Genomic DNA, 23,003 nt, shown 5'->3' with positions numbered 1-23,003 from the left:
TATAACCATGGCCCGCAAAACCCCCATTCAGCGCTACCGCAATATCGGTATCTCGGCTCACATCGACGCCGGGAAAACGACCACTACCGAGCGCATCCTGTTCTACACCGGTGTGAACCACAAGCTGGGCGAAACCCACGAAGGTTCGGCCACCATGGACTGGATGGAGCAAGAGCAAGAGCGCGGGATCACCATTACCTCGGCTGCTACCACTGCTTTCTGGCGTGGTATGGCGGGCAATTACCCAGAACACCGTATCAACATCATTGATACCCCCGGTCACGTTGACTTCACTATTGAAGTTGAGCGTTCCATGCGCGTGCTGGACGGCGCTTGCATGGTTTACTGCGCGGTGGGTGGTGTTCAGCCTCAGTCGGAAACCGTATGGCGTCAAGCCAACAAGTATGGCGTGCCTCGTCTGGCCTTCATCAACAAGATGGACCGTACTGGCGCTAACTTCTTCAAGGTTTACGACCAGCTCAAGCTGCGTCTGAAAGCCCACCCCGTGCCTGTCGTTATCCCGATCGGCGCTGAAGAAGAGTTCCAAGGCGTGGTTGACCTGATCAAGATGAAAGCAATCATCTGGGATCAAGCCAGCAACGGCGTGAAATTTGAATACACCGACATTCCTGCCGAGCTGCAAGCTTCGGCCGAAGAATGGCGCGAAAAAATGGTCGAGTCGGCTGCTGAAGCCAGCGAAGACCTGATGAACAAGTACCTGGAAAACGGTGATCTCTCCGAAGAGGACATCAACCTGGGTCTGCGTACACGTACCATTGCCTGCGAAATTCAGCCAATGCTGTGCGGTACCGCGTTCAAGAACAAGGGTGTACAGCGCATGCTGGACGCCGTGATCGACTACCTGCCATCGCCAGTGGATATTCCACCTGTCGAAGGTACGGACGATGACGGTGAAGTCATTCATCGTAAAGCCAACGACGAAGAGCCTATGTCCGCTCTGGCGTTCAAGCTGATGACTGACCCCTTTGTTGGTCAATTGACTTTCGTGCGCGTTTACTCGGGCGTTCTGCGTTCGGGCGACACGGTCTACAACCCTATCAAGGGCAAGAAAGAGCGTATCGGCCGTATCTTGCAGATGCACGCAAACAACCGTGCCGAACTGAAAGAACTGGTTGCTGGTGACATCGCTTCCGTGGTGGGGCTGAAAGACGTGACCACAGGTGAAACCCTGTGTGACGCTGGTCAGCACATCATTCTGGAACGCATGGAGTTCCCCGAGCCCGTGATTTCGCAGGCTGTGGAACCAAAGACCAAGTCCGACCAGGAAAAAATGGGCGTGGCCTTGTCCCGTCTGGCTCAGGAAGATCCTTCTTTCCGCGTCAGCAGCGACGAAGAGTCCGGCCAAACCATTATTTCCGGTATGGGCGAGCTGCACCTGGAAGTTCTGGTAGACCGCATGCGCCGTGAATTCGGCGTGGAAGCCAACGTGGGTAAACCACAAGTGGCTTACCGCGAAACCATCCGCAAGACTTGCGACGAAATCGAAGGTAAATTCGTCAAGCAGTCCGGTGGTCGTGGTCAGTACGGTCACGTTGTCCTCAAGCTGGAGCCCCTGGAAGCAGGCGGCGGCTTTGAGTTCGTTGACGCCATCAAGGGCGGTGTGGTTCCTCGCGAATTCATTCCTGCCGTTGAGAAAGGTATCCGCGAAACTCTGTCCGCAGGTGTGGTCGCTGGCTACCCAGTGGTTGACGTCAAGGCTACGCTGTTCTTCGGTTCGTACCACGATGTGGACTCGAACGAAAACGCCTTCCGTATGGCCGCTTCGATGGCCTTCAAGGATGGTATGCGCAAGGCTGCCCCAGTTCTGCTGGAGCCGACCATGGCTGTAGAAGTTGAAACCCCTGAGGAATACGCCGGTACAGTGATGGGTGACTTGTCCTCCCGTCGCGGTATGGTTCAGGGTATGGACGATATGGTTGGTGGTGGCAAGGTCATCAAGGCCGAGGTTCCTCTGGCCGAGATGTTCGGTTACTCGACCAGCCTGCGTTCGCAAACACAAGGTCGCGCTACGTACACCATGGAATTCAAGCAATATGCTGAAGCTCCAAAGAACGTGGCTGACGAAGTGATCAGCGCTCGCGGTAAGTAATAGCAATATCAGCCCGCCCTATGGCGGGCTGCTCAACAATTTTTTTTGTTTTCCTGTAAAACATAATTGGGATAAATCATGGCAAAAGGTAAGTTTGAACGGACTAAACCGCACGTCAACGTCGGTACTATCGGTCACGTTGACCACGGTAAAACCACTCTGACCGCTGCAATCTGCACGGTTCTGTCCAAGGCATACGGCGGCGAAGCACGCGATTACTCGCAGATCGACAACGCCCCTGAAGAAAAAGCACGTGGTATCACCATCAGCACCTCGCACGTTGAGTACGAGACGCCTAACCGTCACTACGCACACGTTGACTGCCCCGGCCACGCTGACTACGTCAAGAACATGATTACCGGTGCTGCCCAGATGGACGGCGCTATCTTGGTTTGCTCGGCCGCTGACGGCCCAATGCCCCAGACTCGCGAGCACATCCTGCTGAGCCGTCAGGTTGGCGTTCCTTACATCATCGTGTTCCTGAACAAGGCCGACATGGTTGATGACGAAGAGCTGATCGAACTGGTTGAAATGGAAGTTCGCGAGCTGTTGTCCAAGTACGACTTCCCTGGCGACGACACCCCGATCATCAAGGGTTCGGCCAAACTGGCTCTGGAAGGCGACGAAGGCCCACTGGGCAGCCAAGCCGTTCTGGCTCTGGCCGAAGCGCTGGACAACTACATTCCTACGCCTGAGCGTGCCGTTGACGGTACGTTCCTGATGCCTGTTGAAGACGTGTTCTCGATCTCCGGCCGTGGTACGGTTGTGACCGGTCGTATTGAGCGCGGCATCATCAAGGTCGGCGAAGAAATCGAAATCGTGGGTATCAAAGACACGGTCAAGACCATTTGTACCGGCGTTGAAATGTTCCGCAAACTGCTGGACCAGGGCGAAGCTGGCGATAACGTCGGTCTGCTGCTGCGTGGTACCAAGCGTGAAGACGTGGAACGTGGTCAAGTTCTGGCCAAGCCAGGCTCGATCAAGCCACACACTGACTTCGACGCCGAGGTGTACATTCTGTCCAAAGAAGAAGGTGGTCGTCACACTCCTTTCTTCAAGGGCTACCGTCCTCAGTTCTACTTCCGTACAACTGACGTGACCGGCACCATCGAGCTGCCAGAAGACAAGGAAATGGTTCTGCCAGGCGACAACATTTCGATGAAAGTGTCCCTGATCGCTCCTATCGCCATGGAAGAAGGTCTGCGCTTCGCTATTCGCGAAGGCGGCCGTACCGTTGGCGCTGGCGTGGTTGCAAAAATCATCAAGTAATAAGCCTTGATCGCGGTGTGAAGGTGCAAACCTTCCCGCCGCGTCTTTGCTACCCCCAAAAGGGGTGCTTTTTAGTCAGAGTTTCTTCGAGCAATTGATAAGCTCAGTCAAAAAGCCCCCACTTATATCGTTCTTTAGGATTACCCATGAAAAACCAGAAAATCCGCATCCGTCTGAAGGCTTACGATTACAAGTTGATCGATCAGTCTGCTGCTGAGATCGTAGAAACCGCCAAGCGCACCGGCGCTGTTGTTCGTGGTCCAGTACCACTGCCAACACGTATCCGTCGCTACGACATTCTGCGTTCGCCGCACGTCAACAAGACATCGCGCGATCAGTTTGAAATGCGTACCCACCAGCGCTTGATGGACATTGTCGATCCTACCGACAAGACCGTCGACGCTCTGATGCGTCTGGATTTGCCAGCCGGTGTTGACGTCGAAATCGCTCTGCAGTAATTCTGCCTAGCTGTTCGAGTTACATCGAAAGAAACGCCATGCAAATGCATGGCGTTTTTTTTCGCCTGCAAGCCGGCCTTCAGATTCTGAAGATTCGCATGCTACCCAAGGGGCGACTATTGCCCGCTTTCCTGGGCGAGAAAAGCCTGGCTCTCTGTCCCTTCGCAACTTTTCTATTCCGGCATTGCTACTGGATAAAGCGGATTTCGGTTAGTTTTTTACGACCGGACACACTTTGACCTGGAAACAAATGCGACGATGGGCGGGGTTGAAGGAGGACAAGAATGATAAATCGGAGACGAAAGCCGTTCCTGGCCCTGTGGTATTTCCTGGGGTTGTGGCTATGCCTGTGGGGGGCTAATGCATCGGCACAAGCATGTGCTGACAATAAACCGGTGCGTCTGGCCGATCTGAGTTGGGAAAGCGCAGCATTCAGCACCGAGCTGTATCAGCAGATTCTGGAGAAGGCTTACGGTTGCAAGACCGAGCGGGTGCCAGGGTCCTCGGCGGCTCTGGAAAGTGCGCTGGCACAAAATGATATTCAGGTGATTGGCGAGATCTGGTCAGGACGTACCGAGATCATCGAAAAGGCCATCGAAGCTGGTCAGGTCCAGGTGCTAGGCAATACTTTGAAGGGCGGAGCCGAGCAGGGCTGGTATGTACCGGACTATGTCGTCGACGGCGACCCGGACAAGGGAATCAAGCCAACTGCTCCCGATCTACAGAAAGTGGAAGATCTAGGGCGCTACGCCACTGTTTTCAGCGACCCGGAGCAGCCGAATAAAGGCCGCTTCTATAACTGCCCCTCCGGTTGGGTATGTGAAACCTTCAATAGCCGCTTGTTCGATCTCTATGGGCTGGGCGAGCATTATCAAAACTTCCGGCCTGGCACAGGTGCGGCGCTGGACGCCGCAATCAGTGCGGCCTATGACAGGCGAGAACCCATCCTGTTCTACTACTGGCAGCCTGCTGGCCTTATGGCCAAATACTCCTTCAAGAAGCTGGCCAGTGCTCCTTTTAATGAAGGCTGCTGGGAGGCTGCAGTTTCCGGCAAGGGCAAGATTTGCCCGACGGACTTTATCCTGGCGCATATAGGCGTAGCGGCTTCTACTCCTTTCGTGGAGTCTTATCCCGAGCTGGTGGCTTTGTTTGAAAAGATCCAGCTGGAGCCCGAGCAGATGAACAAGATCATTTTGGGCATGACCGAAGGCGGGCAGAACGCCAGCACGCAGGTACAGAAGTTCCTGAAAGAAAACGAAGAGCAATGGCGTCAGTGGATGCCGGTGGCGCAGGCAGATCGCTTGCAGGCTGCCTTGGAGCCACAGGCGACAAAACCCGCAGCCACCGCGCAGTCCCGTTTCTTCCCGGAGTGGTCCGCTGCTGATTGGGTGAACCGTCAGTTGCTGGTTGCCGTACAGGATTGGGGCACGGGTTTTCGCCAGATCAGCGCCTGGATTCTGACGCATGCCATCTTGCCGGTAGAGCGTGTCTTGCAGCAGGTGCCGGCCTGGGCGATTCTGGCCTTGACCGGTTTGTTGGCCTGGTGGGGGCAGCGACGTTTTCTGCCCGTCCTGCTCTATGTGGGTGGCTTGTATCTGATCGGAGCCATGGGTCTGTGGGACAAGCTGATGCAAACCTTCACTCTGGTGCTGGTAGCGACCGTCTTCTCCGTGCTGATCGGTGTTCCGGTTGGCATTCTGAGTGCTCGCAGTCGCCTGCTAAGAAAAGTGCTGACGCCTGTGCTGGATGTGATGCAGACCATGCCCAGTTTTGTGTATCTGATTCCGGTGCTGATGCTGTTTGGCCTGGGCAAGGTGCCCGCTGTTCTGGCTACCGTGGTTTATGCCGTCCCTCCTTTGATTCGTCTGACCAGCCTGGGTCTGCGACAGGTGGACAAGCATGTGATGGAGGCGGCACAGGCCTATGGGGTCACGCGCTGGCAAATGCTGACCAAGGTCACCTTGCCCTTGGCGCGGCCCAGCATTATGGCGGGCATTAATCAAACCACTATGATGGCCTTGTCCATGGTGGTGGTTGCCTCCATGATTGGTGCTCAAGGTCTGGGTGAGGACGTATTGGCCGGCATTCAGACCCTGGATATAGGACGTGGCTTGCAGGCGGGGGTAGCGATTGTGATCCTGGCCATTGTCATTGACCGAATCTCTCAATCCTTTGGTCGCTCCCAGCGTCACCGCCGCAAGGTCAGGAGGCAAGCATGAATACCATTCCTACGTCGTCCGGCGAGCAGGCCTGCAAGATAGAGTTGCGAGATGTCTATAAAGTCTTTGGCAATCGGGCACCCGAAGCTGTGGAACTGTTAAAGCAGGGAGCCGACAAACAGGCCGTACAAAAGCAGACGGATTGCATCGTGGGCCTGGCTGGCGTGGATGCCTGCTTCCCCGCGCAACAGATATCCTGCGTCATGGGCTTGTCCGGTTCGGGCAAGTCCACCTTGGTGCGTCACATCAATCGCCTGATTGACCCCAGTGCCGGACAGGTGCTGGTGGACGGACAGGACATACTGCAACTGGACATGGCCAGCTTGCGACAATTCCGTCGCTATGGAATCAGCATGGTTTTTCAGGCCTTTGGTTTGCTGCCCCATTTAACGGTGGTGGAGAACGTTGCCTTTGGCCTGGAAGTGCGGGGTGACAAGCGTTCACAAGCCAGAGAGCAGGCTCGGCTATGGCTGGAGCGTGTGGGTCTGCAAGACTATGCGGATAACTACCCTGATGAATTGTCAGGCGGGATGCAGCAACGGGTTGGTCTGGCCCGAGCCTTGGCCGTTGATGCCGATATTCTGTTGATGGACGAGGCCTTCTCGGCCCTGGACCCCCTGATTCGCTACGAGATGCAGGACGAGCTGCTACGCCTGCAAAGCAGCCTGAACAAAACCATCATCTTTATTACTCACGATATTGATGAAGCATTGCGGCTTGGCCAACACATCGTGGTGCTGCGCGAGGGCAGGGTGGAACAAAGCGGTACTCCGGCTCAAATTCGTGATGAGCCGGTGAACGAATACGTGGCCCGTTTCGTCAATAAGGCACATCAATAGAAAATTGGTCATGAATCAATTTTCCTGATCATGACCGCATGGCCACGACGGCCAAATTCGAAAAAACTGTTGTCAATCAAGCAGTTTAGGGCAGATTTTTGCAGTAAATCTTGCTTGGCTTTACAGCCACGTGCTATATTTACTAGCTTAGCCAAAAAGTTTTGGCTATGGTCGTCGCGCAAATCATTGCGTGTACTCTCAGTTAGCCCTGACCAATCGTAGTCAGGAATGGAGAAAACGATGTCGAACTCGACACCTACGCCTGCCGCGTGGCGGCTGGGCCTTGTTGGGCGTAAAGTTGGCATGACCCGTGTGTTTACAGAGGAAGGCGAGTCCATCCCTGTGACCGTTCTGGACGTGTCCAACAACCGCATCACCCAGGTCAAGACGCCCGCAGTTGACGGTTACGCTGCTGTACAGGTTGCCTTTGGCACCCGTCGTGCAACACGCGTTACCAAGCCCCAGGCAGGGCACTATGCAAAAGCTGGCGTTGAAGCTGGCAGCATCCTGAAAGAATTCCGCCTCGACCCCGCTGCTATCGCCGAGCTTTCCGCCGGTTCCGTAGTTGCTGTGGAAAGCATTTTCGAAGCGGGTCAGAAGGTTGACGTTACGGGCACCACGATTGGTAAAGGCTTTGCCGGTACCATCAAACGCCACAATTTTGGCGGCCAGCGTAACAGCCACGGTAACTCGCGCTCGCACCGCGTACCCGGTTCCATTGGTCAAGCCCAGGATCCAGGCCGTGTGTTCAAAGGTAAAAAAATGTCGGGCCATATGGGTGACGTTACCCGTACGGTTCAGAATCTTGACGTGATCCGCGTCGACGCCGAGCGTGGCTTGTTGCTGGTCCGGGGCGCTGTCCCAGGTCACAAGAATGCCAATATCGTTGTGCGCCCTGCTGTGAAAGGAGCCTAATCCATGGAACTGAAGCTCCTGAACGAACAAGGCCAAGCTGCATCCACATTGCAGGCCAACGAAACCGTTTTCGGTCGTGAATTCAACGAAGCACTGGTTCACCAGATCGTTGTTGCATACCAAGCCAATGCTCGCAGCGGTAACAGCAAGCAATTGACTCGTGCCGAAGTCAACCACAGCACCAAGAAGCCATGGCGCCAGAAAGGCACCGGCCGCGCTCGTGCTGGTATGACATCCTCGCCCGTGTGGCGTGGAGGCGGTCGTGCATTCCCCAACACCGGTGAAGAAAACTACGCACACAAGGTCAACAAGAAGATGTACCGCGCCGGTATCAGCGCGATTCTGTCTCAGTTGGTCCGTGACGAGCGTCTGTTGGTTGTTGATTCCTTCACTCTGGAAGCACCCAAGACCCGTCTGGCAGCCAACAAGCTGAAAGACCTGGGCCTGGAATCCGTGCTGATCATCACCGACGCGCTGGACGAGAACGTGTACCTGGCTACGCGTAACCTGCCTCACGTTGCTGTGGTTGAACCACGCTACGCTGACCCGCTGTCCCTGATCCACTACAAAAAAGTGTTGGTCACCAAAGCGGCTGTCGCTCAGTTTGAGGAGATGTTGGGATGAACGCCGAACGTCTATTGCAAGTAATTCTGGCTCCTGTCGTGACTGAAAAAGCCACGTACGTTGCCGAAAAAAATCAGCAAATCGCTTTCCGCGTCGCTCCTGATGCTACCAAGCCTGAAATCAAAGCTGCTATTGAACTGCTGTTCAAGGTAGAAGTTGAATCGGTGCAGGTGCTCAATCAGAAGGGCAAGGAAAAGCGCTTTGGCCGTTTCATGGGTCGCCGCCGCAGTGTGCGCAAGGCATATGTCTCGCTCAAGCCCGGTCAGGAACTCGACTTTTCTGAGGTGAACTAATATGGCATTGGTAAAAGTAAAACCAACGTCGCCAGGTCGCCGTGGCATGATCAAAGTAGTTCACCCTGAACTGCACAAAGGCGCTCCTTACGCTGCTCTGCTCGAGAAAAAATCCAGCAGCGCTGGCCGTAACAACAACGGCCATATCACGGTTCGTCACCGTGGCGGCGGTCACAAGCAGCACTACCGTATTGTCGACTTCCGTCGCAACAAGGACGGTATTCCTGCGAAAGTAGAACGTCTGGAATACGACCCTAACCGCAGCGCTCACATCGCATTGGTGTGCTACGCAGACGGCGAGCGTCGTTACATTATCGCCCCTCGTGGTCTGGCAGTGGGTGCAACGGTTGTGTCTGGCGCGGAAGCTCCTATCCGTTCCGGCAACACCTTGCCTATCCGCAACATTCCTGTGGGTCAAACCATTCACTGCATCGAGATGCTGCCTGGTAAGGGTGCTCAAATCGCTCGTTCCGCTGGTGGTTCCGCTGTGTTGCTGGCTCGTGAAGGCACGTACGCTCAAGTACGTCTGCGTTCCGGTGAAGTCCGCCGCATTCACATCGACTGCCGCGCCACGATTGGCGAAGTCAGCAACCACGATCACAGCCTGCGTCAAATCGGTAAAGCCGGTGCTGTTCGCTGGCGTGGTATTCGTCCTACCGTTCGCGGTGTGGCGATGAACCCAGTCGATCACCCGCACGGTGGTGGTGAAGGTCGTACGGGTGAAGGCCGTGAGCCAGTCAGCCCATGGGGTACGCCTGCCAAGGGCTACCGCACCCGTCGTAACAAGCGCACAGACAACATGATTGTTTCGCGCCGTAAGCGCAAGTAAGGGGCGAACACTATGTCACGTTCGATTAAAAAAGGCCCATTCGTTGATGCTCACCTGATCAAAAAGGTTGACGCAGCCGTTGTGGGTAACGACAAGCGACCAATCAAAACCTGGTCGCGCCGCTCTACCATCCTGCCCGAGTTCATTGGGCTGACGATTGCCGTTCACAATGGCCGTCAACACATTCCCGTTTACATCAACGAGAACATGGTTGGCCACAAGCTCGGCGAGTTCGCTTTGACCCGTACTTTCAAGGGTCACGCTGCGGACAAAAAGGCCCGGAGATAAGTGATGGAAACTACAGCAATTATTCGTGGAGTCCATATTTCGGCGCAAAAAGCACGTCTGGTTGCGGACATGGTCCGCGGCAAGTCCGTCGCTCACGCTCTGAATACGCTGACTTTCACTCCCAAGAAAGCCGCTGGCATCATCAAGAAAGCTCTGGAATCGGCTATTGCCAACGCTGAGCACAATGACGGCGCCGACATCGACGAACTGAAAGTCACCTCCATTTACGTGGACAAGGCCCAGTCGTTGAAGCGTTTTTCTGCACGAGCCAAAGGCCGCGGTAACCGTATTGAGAAGCAGACTTGCCACATTGTGGTCAAAGTCGGCGCTTAAGGAGTCACAATGGGACAGAAAATCCACCCAATTGGGTTCCGCCTGGCTGTTAACCGTAACTGGAGCTCGCGTTGGTACGCTGACGGTGCTGAGTTCGGTACGATGTTGGCTGACGACATCCGTGTGCGCGAATACCTGAAACGCAAGCTGAAAAGCGCCTCCGTTGGCCGTGTGGTCATCGAGCGTCCTGCCAAAAATGCTCGCATCACTATTTACTCGGCTCGTCCTGGTGTAGTGATCGGCAAGCGCGGCGAGGACATCGAAAGCCTGAAGGCTGACCTGCAGCGCCTGTTGGGCGTGCCAGTGCACGTTAACATCGAAGAAATCCGCAAACCTGAAACCGACGCTCAACTGATCGCCGACTCCATTGCCCAGCAATTGGAAAAGCGCATCATGTTCCGTCGTGCGATGAAGCGTTCCATGCAAAACGCCATGCGTCTGGGTGCCCAAGGCATCAAGATCATGAGCTCGGGTCGCTTGAACGGCATCGAAATCGCTCGTACCGAATGGTACCGCGAAGGCCGTGTGCCTCTGCACACCCTGCGCGCTAACATCGATTACGGCACTTCCGAAGCGCACACGACGTACGGGATCATCGGTATCAAGGTCTGGGTCTACAAGGGCGACATGCTGCCTAACGGCGAGATGCCTGTTGACACCGTAGCCCCTGAAGAGCGCCGCCCACGTCGTCCACGTGGTGACCGCCCTGAAAACCGCCGTCCAGGTGGTCGTGGTCGCGGTCCTCGTAAAGACGCTGCTCCTGCTGCGTCCGAAGGAGAATAAAACATGCTGCAACCTTCTCGCAGAAAGTACCGCAAAGAGCACAAAGGCCGTAACACCGGTCTGGCAACTCGCGGTGCGCAAGTTTCGTTTGGCGAATTTGGTCTGAAAGCCACTGACCGTGGCCGTCTGACTGCTCGCCAGATCGAAGCAGCACGTCGTGCAATTAACCGTCACATCAAACGTGGTGGCCGCATCTGGATCCGTATCTTCCCCGATAAGCCAATTTCGCAGAAACCTGCCGAAGTTCGTATGGGTAACGGTAAGGGTAATCCAGAGTTCTGGGTCGCTGAGATTCAACCAGGCAAGGTCCTGTACGAAATGGAAGGTGTTAGCGAAGAGCTGGCACGCGAAGCATTCCGTCTGGCCGCTGCCAAGCTGCCTATCTCGACGACGTTCGTAACGCGTCAGATCGGTGCTTAAGGAGACGTCATGAAAGCCAGCGAACTCCGTACCAAAGATGCCGCCGAGCTCCAGAAAGAGCTCGAGAGCCTGTTGAAAGCACAATTTAACCTGCGCATGCAGCGTGCTACTCAACAGCTTTCCAACACCAGCCAATTGGGCAAAGTACGTCGCGACATCGCTCGTGTCCGTACTGTCATGGCTGAGACCGCAGGAAAGTAAGATGAGCGAAACTCAAACTACCGAAAAACGTCAACGTACCCTGATTGGTCAAGTTGTCAGCAACAAGATGGACAAAACTGTCGTCGTTCTGGTTGAACGCCGCGTTAAACATCCCTTGTATGGCAAGATCATCGTCCGCTCCAATAAATACAAAGCGCACGACGAGACCAACCAGTACAACGAAGGCGATACCGTTGAGATTTCCGAAGGCCGTCCTATCAGCCGCAGCAAGTCCTGGACTGTTGTGCGTCTGATCGAAGCAGCCCGCGTGATCTAAACGCTTGCTCAGATGCCCAGGCTTCGGCCTGGCTCTGGTAGGTCAAAAAAACCCCGATCTGGTTACAGATTGGGGTTTTTTTATGCCCGGTTGTTTGTCGACGGGCACGGGAACAAAATCCTAGGCTCGGGCCATTGACCTGCATGGATGATTGGGCTGAAAACAGAGGCTGGTTGCGGCCGTAAGTTGCATACAGTCGACTTAGCTACGCGAGTCTTGCTTGCGCCACTGTGCCGGGCTGACCCCCACACTACGCCTGAATGCGGCGCTGAAGGCGGCGGCGGAGCTATAGCCGATACGTTCGGCTATCTGTTCCATGGTCAGACCTTGTTCCAGCTGACGTTTGGCCAATTGCATACGTAGCTGCAGCAGCACCTGGGCTGGTGCCATGCCGCACAGCAAGGTAAAGCGGCGGTGAAAGGCAGCGCGCGACATGTTCAGATAGGCAGCCATATCATCAACTGACCAGGCTTTGGCAGGCTCACGCAGCAGTTGTTCTATCAGGCCGCCAAACGCAGAATCGCTGGCCAGATGAATCAGGCCAGCTGGCAGAGCTCCTTCAGCCGGTGTCTGCCCGATTTGCTGGCGCAAGGTATAGAACAACAATAGCTCCACCAGCTTTTCCAGCAAGCTGGAGTTGGCCTGTGGCTGACGCTGCATCTCGGCCTGGATCAAGTCCAGCAAAGGACGTCCAGAGTCCGCATCTGCCTGAGAACCATCAATCAACAAAACATCAGGCACGGTTGCCAGCAGCAATTCGCTCAAACCACGGCCCAGATCCAGAAAACCACAGAGCAAACCCGTGCTTTGCGGCACCTGCGGCTCCAGATTCTGCATGGTTTGCCGCTGCATGGCCGCGTTCCAGTCTGGCGGCGTGGGCGATGAGCTTAGGCGATGGGGCACATCCCGCAAGAAGAACACCGCATCACCCGCCTGCAAGGCCAGGGCGTCCTGATGCTGAATATGCAGCCAGCACGGCCCATGCAAGACCACATGAAAGCCTGCCCGTTGATGTCCGTGCAGGCTGCTTTCCCATTGATTGCAGTACTGGCCCAAGTGAAACAGGCTGGCCGAGATCTCCAGCCCGGACAAGAGCAGTTCCTCCACAGGGTGTCCTGTGTCTTTGGAATCGACAGCGCAATGGCTGTCAGGAAAGGCAGAGTCGCTCATGCAGAAAATATGCTTATTTCTTTTCGTGGATATTTTTAATATGAATACCGCTATGTTCGCACATGGAGATAAGGCGCCAGTCAATCGACAATAAAACCTTCTCGGATTAACTAAGGAATTGTCGCCATCATGACCCGCTTAACTTTGCATACTGTGGACTCCGCACCAGAGGCGGTCAAACCAGCCCTTGAAAAAGCTGTGCGTGGTAGCGGCTTTTTGTCCAATCTGCTGGCTATTTTGGCCAATGCGCCTGTTGCCCTGCAAGCCTATCAGGATATGTCCGCCCTGAACGCCACCGCCAGCCTGTCGCTGGTCGAGCGCGAGGTGGTGCAACTGGTAGCTGGCACCACTCACGGTTGCCGCTTCTGCGTGGCCGGTCACACTGCCATTGCGACCAATAAAGCCAAGCTGGACCCGGAAATCCTGGCTGCCTTGCGTGCGCGTGGCTTTGATCAGATCAACGACGAGCGCCTGCAAGCATTGGCTTTGTTCAGTCGCGCCGTGATCGATACTCGTGGTCAGGTATCCGACCAAGCCCTGGCTGATTTCCGTGCCGCCGGTTACGGCGACCAGCAGGCTTTGGAAGTGATTACCGGCATCGGCTTGGCGACGATCTGCAACTTTGCCAATAATCTGGCCCGTACGCCGCTCAATAGCCAGCTGGAGGCCTACGCATGGGAAACGCCTTAAAACGCGCTGAGCAGCCTGTGCTGGCCTCAGAGCGCCCTGTTTTGTCGCCCGGCTTGGCCCAGTGGCTGGAGGAGCACGCTCTATCGCTGGACAACGATGCATCCCAGGCGCAGGCCTTGTTGCCTCGCCTGGCGCAAGACGGTTTGTTGAGCCTGGGCTTGAAAGCAGATTTTTCCGACTTTGGCGATGCTGTTCAGTCCATCGTGGAAGTGGCCGAGCATTCGCTGACAGCGGGTTTTGTCCTGTGGAGCCAGCGTACCTTTATTGAATACCTGCGTGATGTTCAGGACCCCGCGATGCGCGAGCGCTATCTGCCCGGTTTGCTGGACGGCAGTATTGCCGGTGCGACCGGCCTGTCCAACGCCATCAAGTTTTTGGGCGGCATTGAAGAGCTGCAAGTGCGTGCTCAGCCCGCACAAGGGCAATGGCAGTTTGAAGGCCGCCTGCCCTGGATTACCAATCTGCGTCCCGGGAACTGCCTGGTTGCCATTGTGGCCGCCATGCCCGAGGATCAGGCTGGTATCTGGGTGGCAGAGCTGGGCGATCAGGGATTGGAGCGTTCGGCAGACCTGGATCTGGTCGGATTGCGCGGCAGCAGTACGGCGGCCTTGACGTTCAATAACGTGCGTCTGGGACAGGAGCGCTTGCTGCATCCCGATGCAGGCCACTTTGTGCGCACGGTACGCCCCCGTTTCATGGCGCTGCAATGCGGTATGACCATGGGTCTGGCACGTCGCTCCTTGAAGCAAGTGCTGGACGCGCCCCGCTGCCAATGGGTACAGGAACAGCCCGCCCGCCGTTTGCTGGATCGTGTACAGGAATTGTCGGATGTGCTGGTTGATGCCGTGCATAAGCCCGGCTCGGCCACGCCGCCTGACCTGTTCAAAGTCCGTATCGAGCTAAGCAGTCTGGCGTCGCAGGCTGTGGCCTTGGAAAGCTCTGCAATCGGCGGTGCAACCTATATGCAGGGCAAGCATCCGCAACTGTTGCGCCGTTATCGCGAAGCCATGCTGGTGCCTTTGATTTCGCCCACTGTGGCGCAGTTGAAAGCCGAACTTGGGCAGGATGCCGTATGAGTTCCTCCGCCCCCTCGCATACCGATTCTGAAGGGGCCGGGCTCTTGTCCGCACGGGGGATCAGTCTGGCCTACGGTGGCCAGACGATCTTGCAGAACCTGGACTTGACCGTGCGCGCGGGCGAGATCGTGGCGTTGCTGGGTCCCAGTGGGGTGGGCAAGTCCTCCTTGTTGCGGGTTCTGGCCGGTTTGCAAGCGCCCACTCAGGGCGAGGTGTCCTTTCTGGGGCAGGCCGTGCGTGGAGTTCATCCCGCTTTGGCCATGGCTTTTCAGGAAGCCATTCTCTTGCCGTGGCTGAACGTGCAGGCCAATACCGGCTTTGGCCTGGGCTTTGCTCGTCAACCTTCCGTATCGGCAGCAGAGCGCCGCCAGCGCGTTGAACAGGCGCTGCGTCAGGTCGGCCTCTATGAAAACCGCCATCAGCGTCCTGGCGCCTTGTCGGGCGGGATGGCACAGCGTGTTGCCATTGCGCGTTGTCTGGCTCGTCGTCCGCAGGTCTTGTTGATGGATGAGCCTTTTGGTGCGCTGGACGAAGTAACCCGCCGGCAGATGCAGGAGCTGATTCTGTCGATACGCGACCAGACTGGCTGCGCCATTGTGCTGGTCACTCACGATATTGATGAAGCCCTCTTGCTGGCGGACCGCGCCCTGCTTCTAGGTGGCCGTCCTGCCGGCTTGCAGCGTGAATGGAGCTGCCCGGCACATCCCCGATCTCATTTGGATAACTGGCTTCAGGCCATACGCCTGGAAATTGTGGCCAGCCTGGAGCAAAGCCTCTCCCAGGCGGTTCACGCTTCTGTTTTGTAAGGTGCACTTCATGATTGAATCTCCTACGTCCCGTACCCGTCGCGACCTGTTGAAACTGGCGTCCTTGTTGACGGTAGCGGGCGCTGCACCTTTGCTGGCCCAAGGGGCAGCCCGTGCACAAAGCGAGTCGAATGCGCCTTTGCGTATCGGCTATTTGCCGATTACCGATGCCACCGCCATGTTGGTCGCGCATCACAATGGATACTTTGAAGAAGCAGGCATTGCGGTGGAAAAGCCTGTGATGGTGCGCAGCTGGGCGCAACTGGTTGAGGCCTTTATCTCTGGTCAGGTCAACCTGGTGCACTTGCTCTCGCCCATGACGGTGTGGGCACGCTACGGCAGCAAAGTACCTGCAAAAGTGGTGGCCTGGAATCACATGAGTGGCTCTGCCATCACGGTGGCGCAGAACATCAGCTCGGCCGAGCAATTGGGCGGGCAGACAGTGGCTATTCCTTTCTGGTACTCGATTCACAATGTGGTGTTGCAGCATGTGCTCAAAGCACACGGCCTGACGCCCGTCGTGAAAAACGCCGGTGCGCTGGCACCCAATGAGGTCAATCTAGTGGTGATGGCCCCTGCCGATATGCCTCCGGCCTTGGCTTCGGGTCGAATTGCCGGTTTTACTGTGGCTGAACCTTTCAATGCCTTGGCAGAAACTCAAGGCATGGGCCGCATCCTGCGCTTTACCGGCGACGTTTGGCGCGATCATGCCTGTTGCGTAGCCTTCATGCACGAGCAGGATTTGCAGACTCGACCCCAATGGTCGCAAGGCGTGGTGGATGGCCTGGTCAAGGCACAGATCTGGATACGCAGTAACCGTGCGGAGGCGGCCCAGATTCTGTCGCGCGAAGGGGGTAACCGTTATACCCCGCATACTCAGGAAAATCTGTTGAAAGTGCTGTCCCCGGACCCGGCAGATCGTGCGCAATATGTGAAGTCTGGCGTGATTCGTCATCCGGACTGGGACGACCAGCGTATCGATTTTCAACCTTATCCTTTCCCCAGCTACACCGAGTCTTTGGTGCAAATGTTGCAAGGGACCTTGATCCAAGGCGAACGTGGCTTTCTGGAAGGGCTGTCTCCTGAGCACGTAGCCAGTGATCTGGTGGATGACCGCTTTGTCCGTGCCGCGTTGGAAAAGCAGGGTGGTCTGGCGCAGTTTGGCTTGTCCGAGCAATACAGCCGCAACGAGAGCATTGTTGTATGAGTTTGAGTGTGTCTGCTTCTTCTTCGCCATTGGCGCAGTCCGATCCGCGATCGGCTGCGTCTTTGCGACGTCCAAAATTGAATGCCTGGATTGCCAGCACCCTGTGGGGGCTGGGCGGTTTGTTGGCGGGAGTCGTGCTGTGGTACCTGGCCACGGCCTGGTCCAGCAGCTCTTTAATGCAGCAATTCGGTCCTGCAGCCTCGTTTCATAGCTTGCTGGAAATACTGGGCTGGTCAGAGACCTGGATGCACGTAGGCGCCAGCTTGCAGCGTATTTTTGTGGGCCTGGCCATTTCATTGGGGGTTGGCGTGCCTGCTGGATTGCTGCTGGGCTTGTCAGCCCGAGCCCACGCCGCATTGACTCCCTTGTTCCAGTTCCTGCGCATGATCTCGCCCCTGTCCTGGATGCCTATTGCCGTCATGGCCTTCGGGATTGGCGATGCTCCGATTTATTTTCTACTGGGTGTGGCTGGTGTCTGGCCTGTCTTGCTGAATACGGCTTCGGGTGTACGTCATTTGAATCCGCGTTGGCTGATGCTGGGGCGCAGTCTGGCAGCCACCAAGATGGAAACGCTTTTGTATTTGATTCTGCCCGGCATTGTCGGCTCGGTACTGACGGGTAGCCGACTGGCTATCGGTGTCTTGTGGATTGTGTTGGTGCCCTGCGAAATGCTGGGTGTGTCAGCCGGTTTGGGCTACCTGATTCTGGATACGCGTGATCGCATGGCGTATTCCGAGTTGATGGCCGTAATTGTCCTGATTGGTCTGATTGGCTATCTGCTGGATAGTGCGTTGCGAGCCATGTTTGCGGCTTTTGGACAGCGTTAAAAACATAGGCTTGCCCTTCGACTTCATGAAGGTTGAGGCAGTTGACCGCTCGGTGCTTTCAAGAAGTGCAGGGTAGCGAAAATGGCCACGGAACCCGCCGTTTCACACTTTTGCTGCATCGCTCGTTAACGGTGGTGTGCGTGTTTGGCGGCTGTTGCAGAAGCACCGAAATACCGACTAGAAAGGCCCTCAGCAAGACATGTTGAGGGCCTTTTCATGTTCATCTTGGTGCAGCTATTACTCTAGGGACGGCGGGTTCAGGCTGCGACTAGCGTACTATCCGCGTCCTGTTCAATTGCCGCACGTGGACTGAGTTGATCAATCAACTCGCCATACCAGGACAGGGTGGTGCCCAAGGTGGCGACCTGACCAATTACCAAAATGCAGGGGCTGGCAAACTGATGTTGCTGTGCATCCTGGGCAATATTTTCCAGTGTGGACAGCAAAGTGCGCTGTTCAGGGCGCGAGCCGTTTTCAATCAAGGCGCAGGGCGTGGCGGCACTACGGCCACGCTGTACCAGCTCATGGCTAAAGCCCAGGATTTGCTGCAAGCCCATGTACACAGCTACTGTCTGGCTGGTATCCAGCAGCGGGTTCCAATCCTCGATACCGTGACCACTTTTACGATGTGCCGTCACAAACTGTACGGACTGAGCGTGATCACGGTGTGTCAGGGGAATGCCGCTGTAAGCCGCACATGCAATCGCAGCCGTGATGCCGGGCACCACTTCAAAGGCGACACCGTGCTCGGCCAGATATTCCAATTCTTCACCGCCGCGACCAAAAATAAAGCCATCGCCGCCTTTCAGGCGCACCACAGTTTGGCCGGCACGAGCGTGTTCAATCATCAGCTGATGAATGCGGTTCTGGGTTTGATGATGATCTTCGCCCAGTTGTTTGCCGACAAAAATGCGGTGAGCGTCACGACGGGCCAGTTCCATTACCTGATCGGACACCAGGCGATCGTACAGAATCACATCAGCGCGATTCAGTGCACGCAGGGCATGCAAGGTCAGCAGACCTGGATCACCGGGACCTGCTCCCACCAGAATCACACGGCCTTGTGTGGCGCGGGGCGATTCCGGCTGTTGCAGCGCGCTTTCCAGACTCAGGCGTGCCTGTTCATTCTGATGGCTGCGCAGTGCCGACCCCACCGGGCCATCCAGCAGCCAGTCGTAAAAACGGCGGCGCGCACCCAGCTCGGGGCGGGCGCGCCGAATGGCGCTGCGGTATTCCTGCGCCAGACGGCTGATCGCACCCAGGCTGTGGTCCAACATGGTTTCCAATTGCTCCCGTACTCGCCGTGCCAACATGGGGGCTGATCCCGCTGAGGAAATCGCAATAATCAGCGGTGAGCGATCCACAATGGCAGGCACCTGAAAACTGGACAATTCGGGGTCGTCCACCACATTGACCAGAATGCGTGCTTCTTGTGCGTCCTGGGCAATGACCTGGTTCACGTCCCGTTTGTCAGTGGCGGCAATAATCAGCCAGGCTCCTTGCAGATGCTGGGCCTGATAGCGCTCCCGAATCAGGGTAATGCGCCCTTGATTAGCCAGCTCTTCCAGACTGTCCACCACATAGGGGGCGACCAGCGTGACCTGGGCACCGGCCGCCAGGACCAGACGCACTTTGCGCTCGGCGATTTCTCCACCGCCGATCACCAGTACGGCGCGCTGCTTCAAGTTGGCGAATAAAGGAAAGAGGTTCATATCAGGCCGGTTGCAAAACCAAAGGAATCAAACGGCTTGAAGGCTCGGCAACTACGCCAGCGCGAACCAGAAAATCACCGAAGTGTTCGCCTTCCAGACGCTCGGCAGCAAAGCGGCCAAACAGCTCGTCCAGAATGCTCAGAATTTCAGGTTCGGCAATATTTTGGCGATAGATCACGTTCAGGCGTTCGCCGCTGAAGTTTGCGCCCAAGCGCAAGTCATAACGGCCCAGAGCACGGCCAACCAGGGCGATTTCACCGAGGTAAGGGCGGGCGCAGCCGTTGGGGCAACCGGAGATACGCAGCACAATGCGCTCATCACGCAGCTGGTACTTGTCCAGCAGGGTTTCCAGCTTGGGCAGCAAGATGGGGGCGTAGCGTTCGCTCTCGGCCATGGCCAAACCGCAAGTGGGTAGAGAGACACAGGCAATCGTGCTGCTGCGTATGCCGCTTTGTGTCTGGTACACATCCAGTTTGTGGTCAGCAACCAGCTTGTCGATCTTGGCCTTATCTTCTTCAGGCACATCGGCAATGATCAGGTTCTGGTTGCAGGTCAGACGGAATTGTCCCTGGTGAATCTTGGCAATTTCACGCATACCCGTCAGCCAGGGGCCAACTTCGGTATCCATGATGCGGCCCGAATCTATGCGCAGGCTCAGGTGCCAGCGGCCATTGCTGCCTTGGGTCCAGCCGAAGCGGTCGCCATTGTGGTCAAAGTGATAGGGGCGCGAAGGCTCCAGCGTTTGGCCACTGCGGTTTTGCACTTCTTCCAGGAACCAGTCGGCACCCAGCTTATCCACGGTGTATTTCAGACGGGCATGACGGCGTTCGTCGCGGTTGCCATGGTCACGCTGTGTGGTGATAACGGCTTCGCAAACGGCCAGCAATTGCTCGGGGCGGACAAAGCCGATTACGCTGCCCAGTCGCGGGTAGGTGGTGTCGTCGCCATGAGTGGCACCCATGCCGCCGCCAATGGCGACGTTAAAGCCCAGCAACTGATTGTTTTCAATAATCGCGATCAGGCCGATGTCCTGCGCAAATACGTCCACATCATTCAGGGGAGGCACGGCAATGCCGATCTTGAATTTGCGGGGCAGGTAAGTCTTGCCGTAAATCGGCTCAAAGTCTTCGCCGTCAATGGCGTCTTCGACTTTTTTGCCGTCCAGCCAGATCTCGGCATAGGCGCGGGTTTTGGGCAGGAAGGTTTCGGAAATCTTGTCAGCCCACTCTTGAACCAGACCGTGCTGCTCGGACAACAAGGGATTGGTGGCGCTGACCACCTGACGGTTCACGTCGCCGCAAGTGGCCAATGTCGTGGACATGGCCTTGTTGATGGCTTGCAGGGTGGGCTTTAAAAAGGGCTTGCGCACGCCGTGCCATTGAAAGGTCTGACGGGTGGTGATGCGCAGGCCAAACTGGGCCCAGTCACAGGCGATCTGGTCAAAGGCCAGCCACTGGGCGGGCGTAACCACGCCGCCGGGCAAGCGGGCGCGAATCATGAAGCTGAACGCCGGTTCCAGCTTTTGTTTGCGACGCTCTTCGCGCTGGTCGCGGTCGTCTTGCTGATAGCTGCCGTGAAATTTCAGCAGCTTGTTGTCGTCTTCGCTGATGGCACCGGTAATGGGGTCTGCCAGACCCTCGGTAATGCCACCGCGCAGATAGCGGCTATCAATTTTTACTTGCTCGATAGCGGCGATTTTCTTTTCTGTCATGTCCTTGCTTCTCAGTAAACGTCGCGGGCGTAGCGGCCCTGCGCCGAGAGTTCTTCCAACCAGCTGCGAGCCTGGTCTGCGTCCAATCCACCTTCCTGGCGGGCGATTTCCTGCAGGGTCTGGTGTACGTCCTTGGCCATCTGGTTGGCATCACCGCACACATAAATGTGGGCGCCGCCCTGAATCCAGGCATAGACCTCGGCTGCTTTTTCCAGCAAGCGGTGCTGTACGTAAACCTTGTTTTCCTGATCGCGCGAGAAGGCCAGGTCCAGGTGTTGCAACTGGCCGTCCTGCAAGGCGCGTTGCCATTCGGTCTGGTAAAGAAAATCAGAATGAAAGTGCGGGTTGCCAAAGAACAGCCAGTTGCGGCCTTCACCACCCTGAACGCTGCGCTCCTGCACAAAGGCACGGAAGGGGGCAACGCCGGTGCCGGGACCAATCATGATCACGTCACGGTTGCTGTCTTCAGGCAGGCGGAAGCGGGTATTGGGGTCGATAAAGACCGGCACGGTGTCGCCTTCGTTCAGGCGGGCCAGATAGTCGGAAGCCACGCCCCAACGATCTTGTTCATTGAACTGGTAGTGCACATTGGCCACAGTCAGATGCACTTCTTCGTCCACCTCGGACTGGCTGGAGGCGATGGAGTACATGCGGGGTGCCAGGGGGCGCAAGGCTTGCACCAGTTCGGCAGCGCTCCAGCTGGCTGGGAAGCGTTCCAGTACATCCAGCACTTGATGGGTTTTCAGCAGCTCTTGCAGGGTGCTCAAACCATCTGGGCCCACAGCCGCTTGCAGCACGGCATCGTTGTTGCGCTTGGCCAGTTCCACCAGAAAAGGTTTGGTCAGTTGCGTCAGTTCACGGTAATGGCTCAGCCACTCTTGCAGCGTGTGCGACTTGTCCTGAATGGCGACGGTCTCTTGCGGGTCCAGCTTCAAAGTCTGAATAACCGCTTCGACCAGCTTGGCGTTTTGCGTAGGCCAGACACCCAAGGCATCACCGGGTTGGTACTTCAGACCACTGCCTTCCAGCGACAACTCGTAGTGATAGATATCGCGGGTGCTGTCGCGACCGGTAATGCTTTGGCTTTGCAGCACGGTGGCCTGGAAGGGATTGTCGCGAGTAAAGCTGCTGCGAGCCTGGGTTTCCAGCACCGTAACGTTGTTGGACTGGGCGGCAGGAACTGCCGCCGCGGCGTGGGCCTGGTGATCTGTTTCCAGAAAACCGAAGGCCTTGTCCTGCCAGGGGGCGGCAACCGTATCAATATCCAGATCGGCCAGGCCTGCGTCCAGAATGCGTTGCGCACCCAGAGCCAGCAGACGTTGATCGATCTTTTCTGCGATCCCACAGAACAGGGGGTAGCTGGAATCGCCCAGGCCCAGCACACCGAATTTCAGCTCGGGCAGCTTGGGAGCACGGGCACCGGACAGGAATTCGAAAAATGCGATGGAATCGTCTGGCGGGTCGCCTTCACCCTGGGTGCTGATAATGACGTACAGCAGACGCTCTTCTTTCAGCTCGCGCGTGGGGTAACGGTCGGCACGCAGCAGGCGCACGGGGATACCGGCGGCTTCGCAGCGTTGGGCAAAGGCTTCGGCGACGCGTTGGGCATTGCCTGTCTGGCTGCCAAACACAATAGTGGCAGGTCGTTGGGCGGGCGCAGCGGCGGCCGGGACCAAAGACAGTTCAGGAGAAACAGGCGCTTGAGCGGGAAGGCCGGTGTGGCGCACTTGCGCGACACCCGCGAGATAGCCGGACAGCCAGTTCAGGGACAGCGGATCGAGCTCGTCGGTAATTTGAGCAATCGCGGTGCGATTGGACTCCGAGAGGCGGGACAGGGCGTGCATTCTGACACTCGCTTATATAAATAGTTTGTCCCATTCTAAAGAGCGGTATCAGGGCTACGAACGATCCGATTCTTATTTGTTTATGAATCCTTCGGTTAATGA

At 56.5% G+C, this 23,003-nt stretch carries 24 protein-coding genes; 20 read left to right on the top strand and 4 right to left on the bottom strand.

Annotated elements, in window-relative coordinates; genetic code table 11:
* Positions 1-7 precede the first annotated feature (7 nt).
* From fusA to rpsQ, 15 genes are all read left to right on the top strand, one after another.
* Positions 8-2,110 carry an elongation factor G gene (gene fusA, locus CPY64_RS17295; RefSeq protein ID WP_035269563.1) on the top strand — a complete coding sequence of 701 codons (2,103 nt, stop codon included), beginning with the start codon at positions 8-10 and terminating at the stop codon, positions 2,108-2,110.
* A 78-nt stretch (positions 2,111-2,188) separates the two neighbouring features.
* Positions 2,189-3,379 (top strand): elongation factor Tu, encoded by a 1,191-nt coding sequence (gene tuf / locus CPY64_RS17290; RefSeq protein WP_054513288.1) that lies wholly within the window; start codon positions 2,189-2,191, stop codon positions 3,377-3,379.
* 146 nt (positions 3,380-3,525) lie between these two features.
* Positions 3,526-3,837, top strand: a complete 312-nt coding sequence (rpsJ, locus tag CPY64_RS17285; protein ID WP_003803053.1) for a 30S ribosomal protein S10 — start codon at positions 3,526-3,528, stop codon at positions 3,835-3,837.
* Positions 3,838-4,121: 284 nt separating this feature from the next.
* Positions 4,122-6,056: a glycine betaine ABC transporter substrate-binding protein gene (locus CPY64_RS19330; RefSeq protein WP_042489249.1), complete on the top strand. Its 1,935-nt coding sequence runs from the start codon at positions 4,122-4,124 to the stop codon at positions 6,054-6,056.
* A complete protein-coding gene (locus tag CPY64_RS17270) occupies positions 6,053-6,895 on the top strand; it encodes an ATP-binding cassette domain-containing protein (protein WP_042489264.1) in 843 nt (280 codons plus the stop codon). The genes CPY64_RS19330 and CPY64_RS17270 overlap by 4 nt, the downstream gene beginning before the upstream one ends.
* Before the next feature lie 240 nt (positions 6,896-7,135).
* Positions 7,136-7,810: a 50S ribosomal protein L3 gene (gene rplC, locus CPY64_RS17265; protein WP_003803046.1), complete on the top strand. Its 675-nt coding sequence runs from the start codon at positions 7,136-7,138 to the stop codon at positions 7,808-7,810.
* A gap of 3 nt (positions 7,811-7,813) precedes the next feature.
* A complete protein-coding gene (rplD, locus tag CPY64_RS17260) occupies positions 7,814-8,434 on the top strand; it encodes a 50S ribosomal protein L4 (RefSeq protein WP_009462425.1) in 621 nt (206 codons plus the stop codon).
* Complete coding sequence (rplW, locus tag CPY64_RS17255; protein ID WP_003803043.1) at positions 8,431-8,727, top strand: 50S ribosomal protein L23; 297 nt, start codon at positions 8,431-8,433, stop codon at positions 8,725-8,727. The genes rplD and rplW overlap by 4 nt, the downstream gene beginning before the upstream one ends.
* A 1-nt stretch (position 8,728) precedes the next feature.
* A complete protein-coding gene (rplB, locus tag CPY64_RS17250; protein ID WP_042489246.1) occupies positions 8,729-9,556 on the top strand; it encodes a 50S ribosomal protein L2 in 828 nt (275 codons plus the stop codon).
* 12 nt (positions 9,557-9,568) lie between these two features.
* Entirely contained in the window at positions 9,569-9,844 is a 276-nt protein-coding gene (gene rpsS, locus CPY64_RS17245) for a 30S ribosomal protein S19 (protein WP_003803039.1), read from the top strand.
* 3 nt (positions 9,845-9,847) lie between these two features.
* On the top strand, positions 9,848-10,177 hold the full coding sequence (gene rplV / locus CPY64_RS17240; protein WP_009462426.1) for a 50S ribosomal protein L22: 330 nt from the start codon (positions 9,848-9,850) through the stop codon (positions 10,175-10,177).
* A 9-nt stretch (positions 10,178-10,186) separates the two neighbouring features.
* Positions 10,187-10,960 carry a 30S ribosomal protein S3 gene (gene rpsC, locus CPY64_RS17235; RefSeq protein ID WP_003803035.1) on the top strand — a complete coding sequence of 258 codons (774 nt, stop codon included), beginning with the start codon at positions 10,187-10,189 and terminating at the stop codon, positions 10,958-10,960.
* 3 nt (positions 10,961-10,963) lie between these two features.
* The gene (rplP, locus tag CPY64_RS17230) at positions 10,964-11,380 is read left to right on the top strand and encodes a 50S ribosomal protein L16 (RefSeq protein WP_003803033.1); all 417 of its coding nucleotides are present in this window, start codon (positions 10,964-10,966) and stop codon (positions 11,378-11,380) included.
* A gap of 9 nt (positions 11,381-11,389) precedes the next feature.
* On the top strand, positions 11,390-11,581 hold the full coding sequence (gene rpmC / locus CPY64_RS17225) for a 50S ribosomal protein L29 (RefSeq protein WP_003803032.1): 192 nt from the start codon (positions 11,390-11,392) through the stop codon (positions 11,579-11,581).
* Between the two features lies 1 nt (position 11,582).
* Positions 11,583-11,858: a 30S ribosomal protein S17 gene (rpsQ, locus tag CPY64_RS17220; RefSeq protein ID WP_003803027.1), complete on the top strand. Its 276-nt coding sequence runs from the start codon at positions 11,583-11,585 to the stop codon at positions 11,856-11,858.
* A 201-nt stretch (positions 11,859-12,059) separates the two neighbouring features.
* Here the strand turns inward: rpsQ and CPY64_RS17215 are convergent, their stop codons facing one another.
* Positions 12,060-13,028, bottom strand: a complete 969-nt coding sequence (locus CPY64_RS17215) for an AraC family transcriptional regulator (protein ID WP_042489240.1) — start codon at positions 13,026-13,028, stop codon at positions 12,060-12,062.
* A 129-nt stretch (positions 13,029-13,157) separates the two neighbouring features.
* Between CPY64_RS17215 and CPY64_RS17210 the strand changes: the two genes are divergently transcribed.
* The 5 genes from CPY64_RS17210 to CPY64_RS17190 all read left to right on the top strand — a co-directional run bounded on the left by CPY64_RS17210 (position 13,158) and on the right by CPY64_RS17190 (position 17,634).
* A complete protein-coding gene (locus CPY64_RS17210) occupies positions 13,158-13,718 on the top strand; it encodes a carboxymuconolactone decarboxylase family protein (protein ID WP_009462432.1) in 561 nt (186 codons plus the stop codon).
* Entirely contained in the window at positions 13,703-14,794 is a 1,092-nt protein-coding gene (locus CPY64_RS17205) for an acyl-CoA dehydrogenase family protein (RefSeq protein WP_042489237.1), read from the top strand. Before CPY64_RS17210 ends, CPY64_RS17205 begins: the two co-directional genes overlap by 16 nt.
* Positions 14,791-15,600, top strand: a complete 810-nt coding sequence (locus CPY64_RS17200; protein WP_042489234.1) for an ABC transporter ATP-binding protein — start codon at positions 14,791-14,793, stop codon at positions 15,598-15,600. The genes CPY64_RS17205 and CPY64_RS17200 overlap by 4 nt, the downstream gene beginning before the upstream one ends.
* 10 nt (positions 15,601-15,610) lie before the next feature.
* Entirely contained in the window at positions 15,611-16,807 is a 1,197-nt protein-coding gene (locus CPY64_RS17195) for an ABC transporter substrate-binding protein (RefSeq protein WP_042489231.1), read from the top strand.
* A 77-nt stretch (positions 16,808-16,884) separates the two neighbouring features.
* Entirely contained in the window at positions 16,885-17,634 is a 750-nt protein-coding gene (locus CPY64_RS17190; protein WP_042489260.1) for an ABC transporter permease, read from the top strand.
* 257 nt (positions 17,635-17,891) lie between these two features.
* Here the strand turns inward: CPY64_RS17190 and cysG are convergent, their stop codons facing one another.
* From cysG to CPY64_RS17175, 3 genes are read right to left on the bottom strand one after another with little or no spacing between them, the layout of a single operon-like run.
* Positions 17,892-19,346 carry a siroheme synthase CysG gene (gene cysG, locus CPY64_RS17185; RefSeq protein ID WP_042489228.1) on the bottom strand — a complete coding sequence of 485 codons (1,455 nt, stop codon included), beginning with the start codon at positions 19,344-19,346 and terminating at the stop codon, positions 17,892-17,894.
* A 1-nt stretch (position 19,347) separates the two neighbouring features.
* A complete protein-coding gene (gene cysI / locus CPY64_RS17180) occupies positions 19,348-21,057 on the bottom strand; it encodes an assimilatory sulfite reductase (NADPH) hemoprotein subunit (protein WP_042489225.1) in 1,710 nt (569 codons plus the stop codon).
* A gap of 11 nt (positions 21,058-21,068) precedes the next feature.
* Entirely contained in the window at positions 21,069-22,901 is a 1,833-nt protein-coding gene (locus tag CPY64_RS17175) for an assimilatory sulfite reductase (NADPH) flavoprotein subunit (protein WP_042489222.1), read from the bottom strand.
* Positions 22,902-23,003: the final 102 nt, after the last annotated feature.

The organism is Alcaligenes faecalis, assembly GCF_002443155.1.
Lineage (GTDB): Bacteria > Pseudomonadota > Gammaproteobacteria > Burkholderiales > Burkholderiaceae_B > Alcaligenes > Alcaligenes faecalis.
This window is presented reverse-complemented; position numbering and strand designations above follow the sequence as displayed.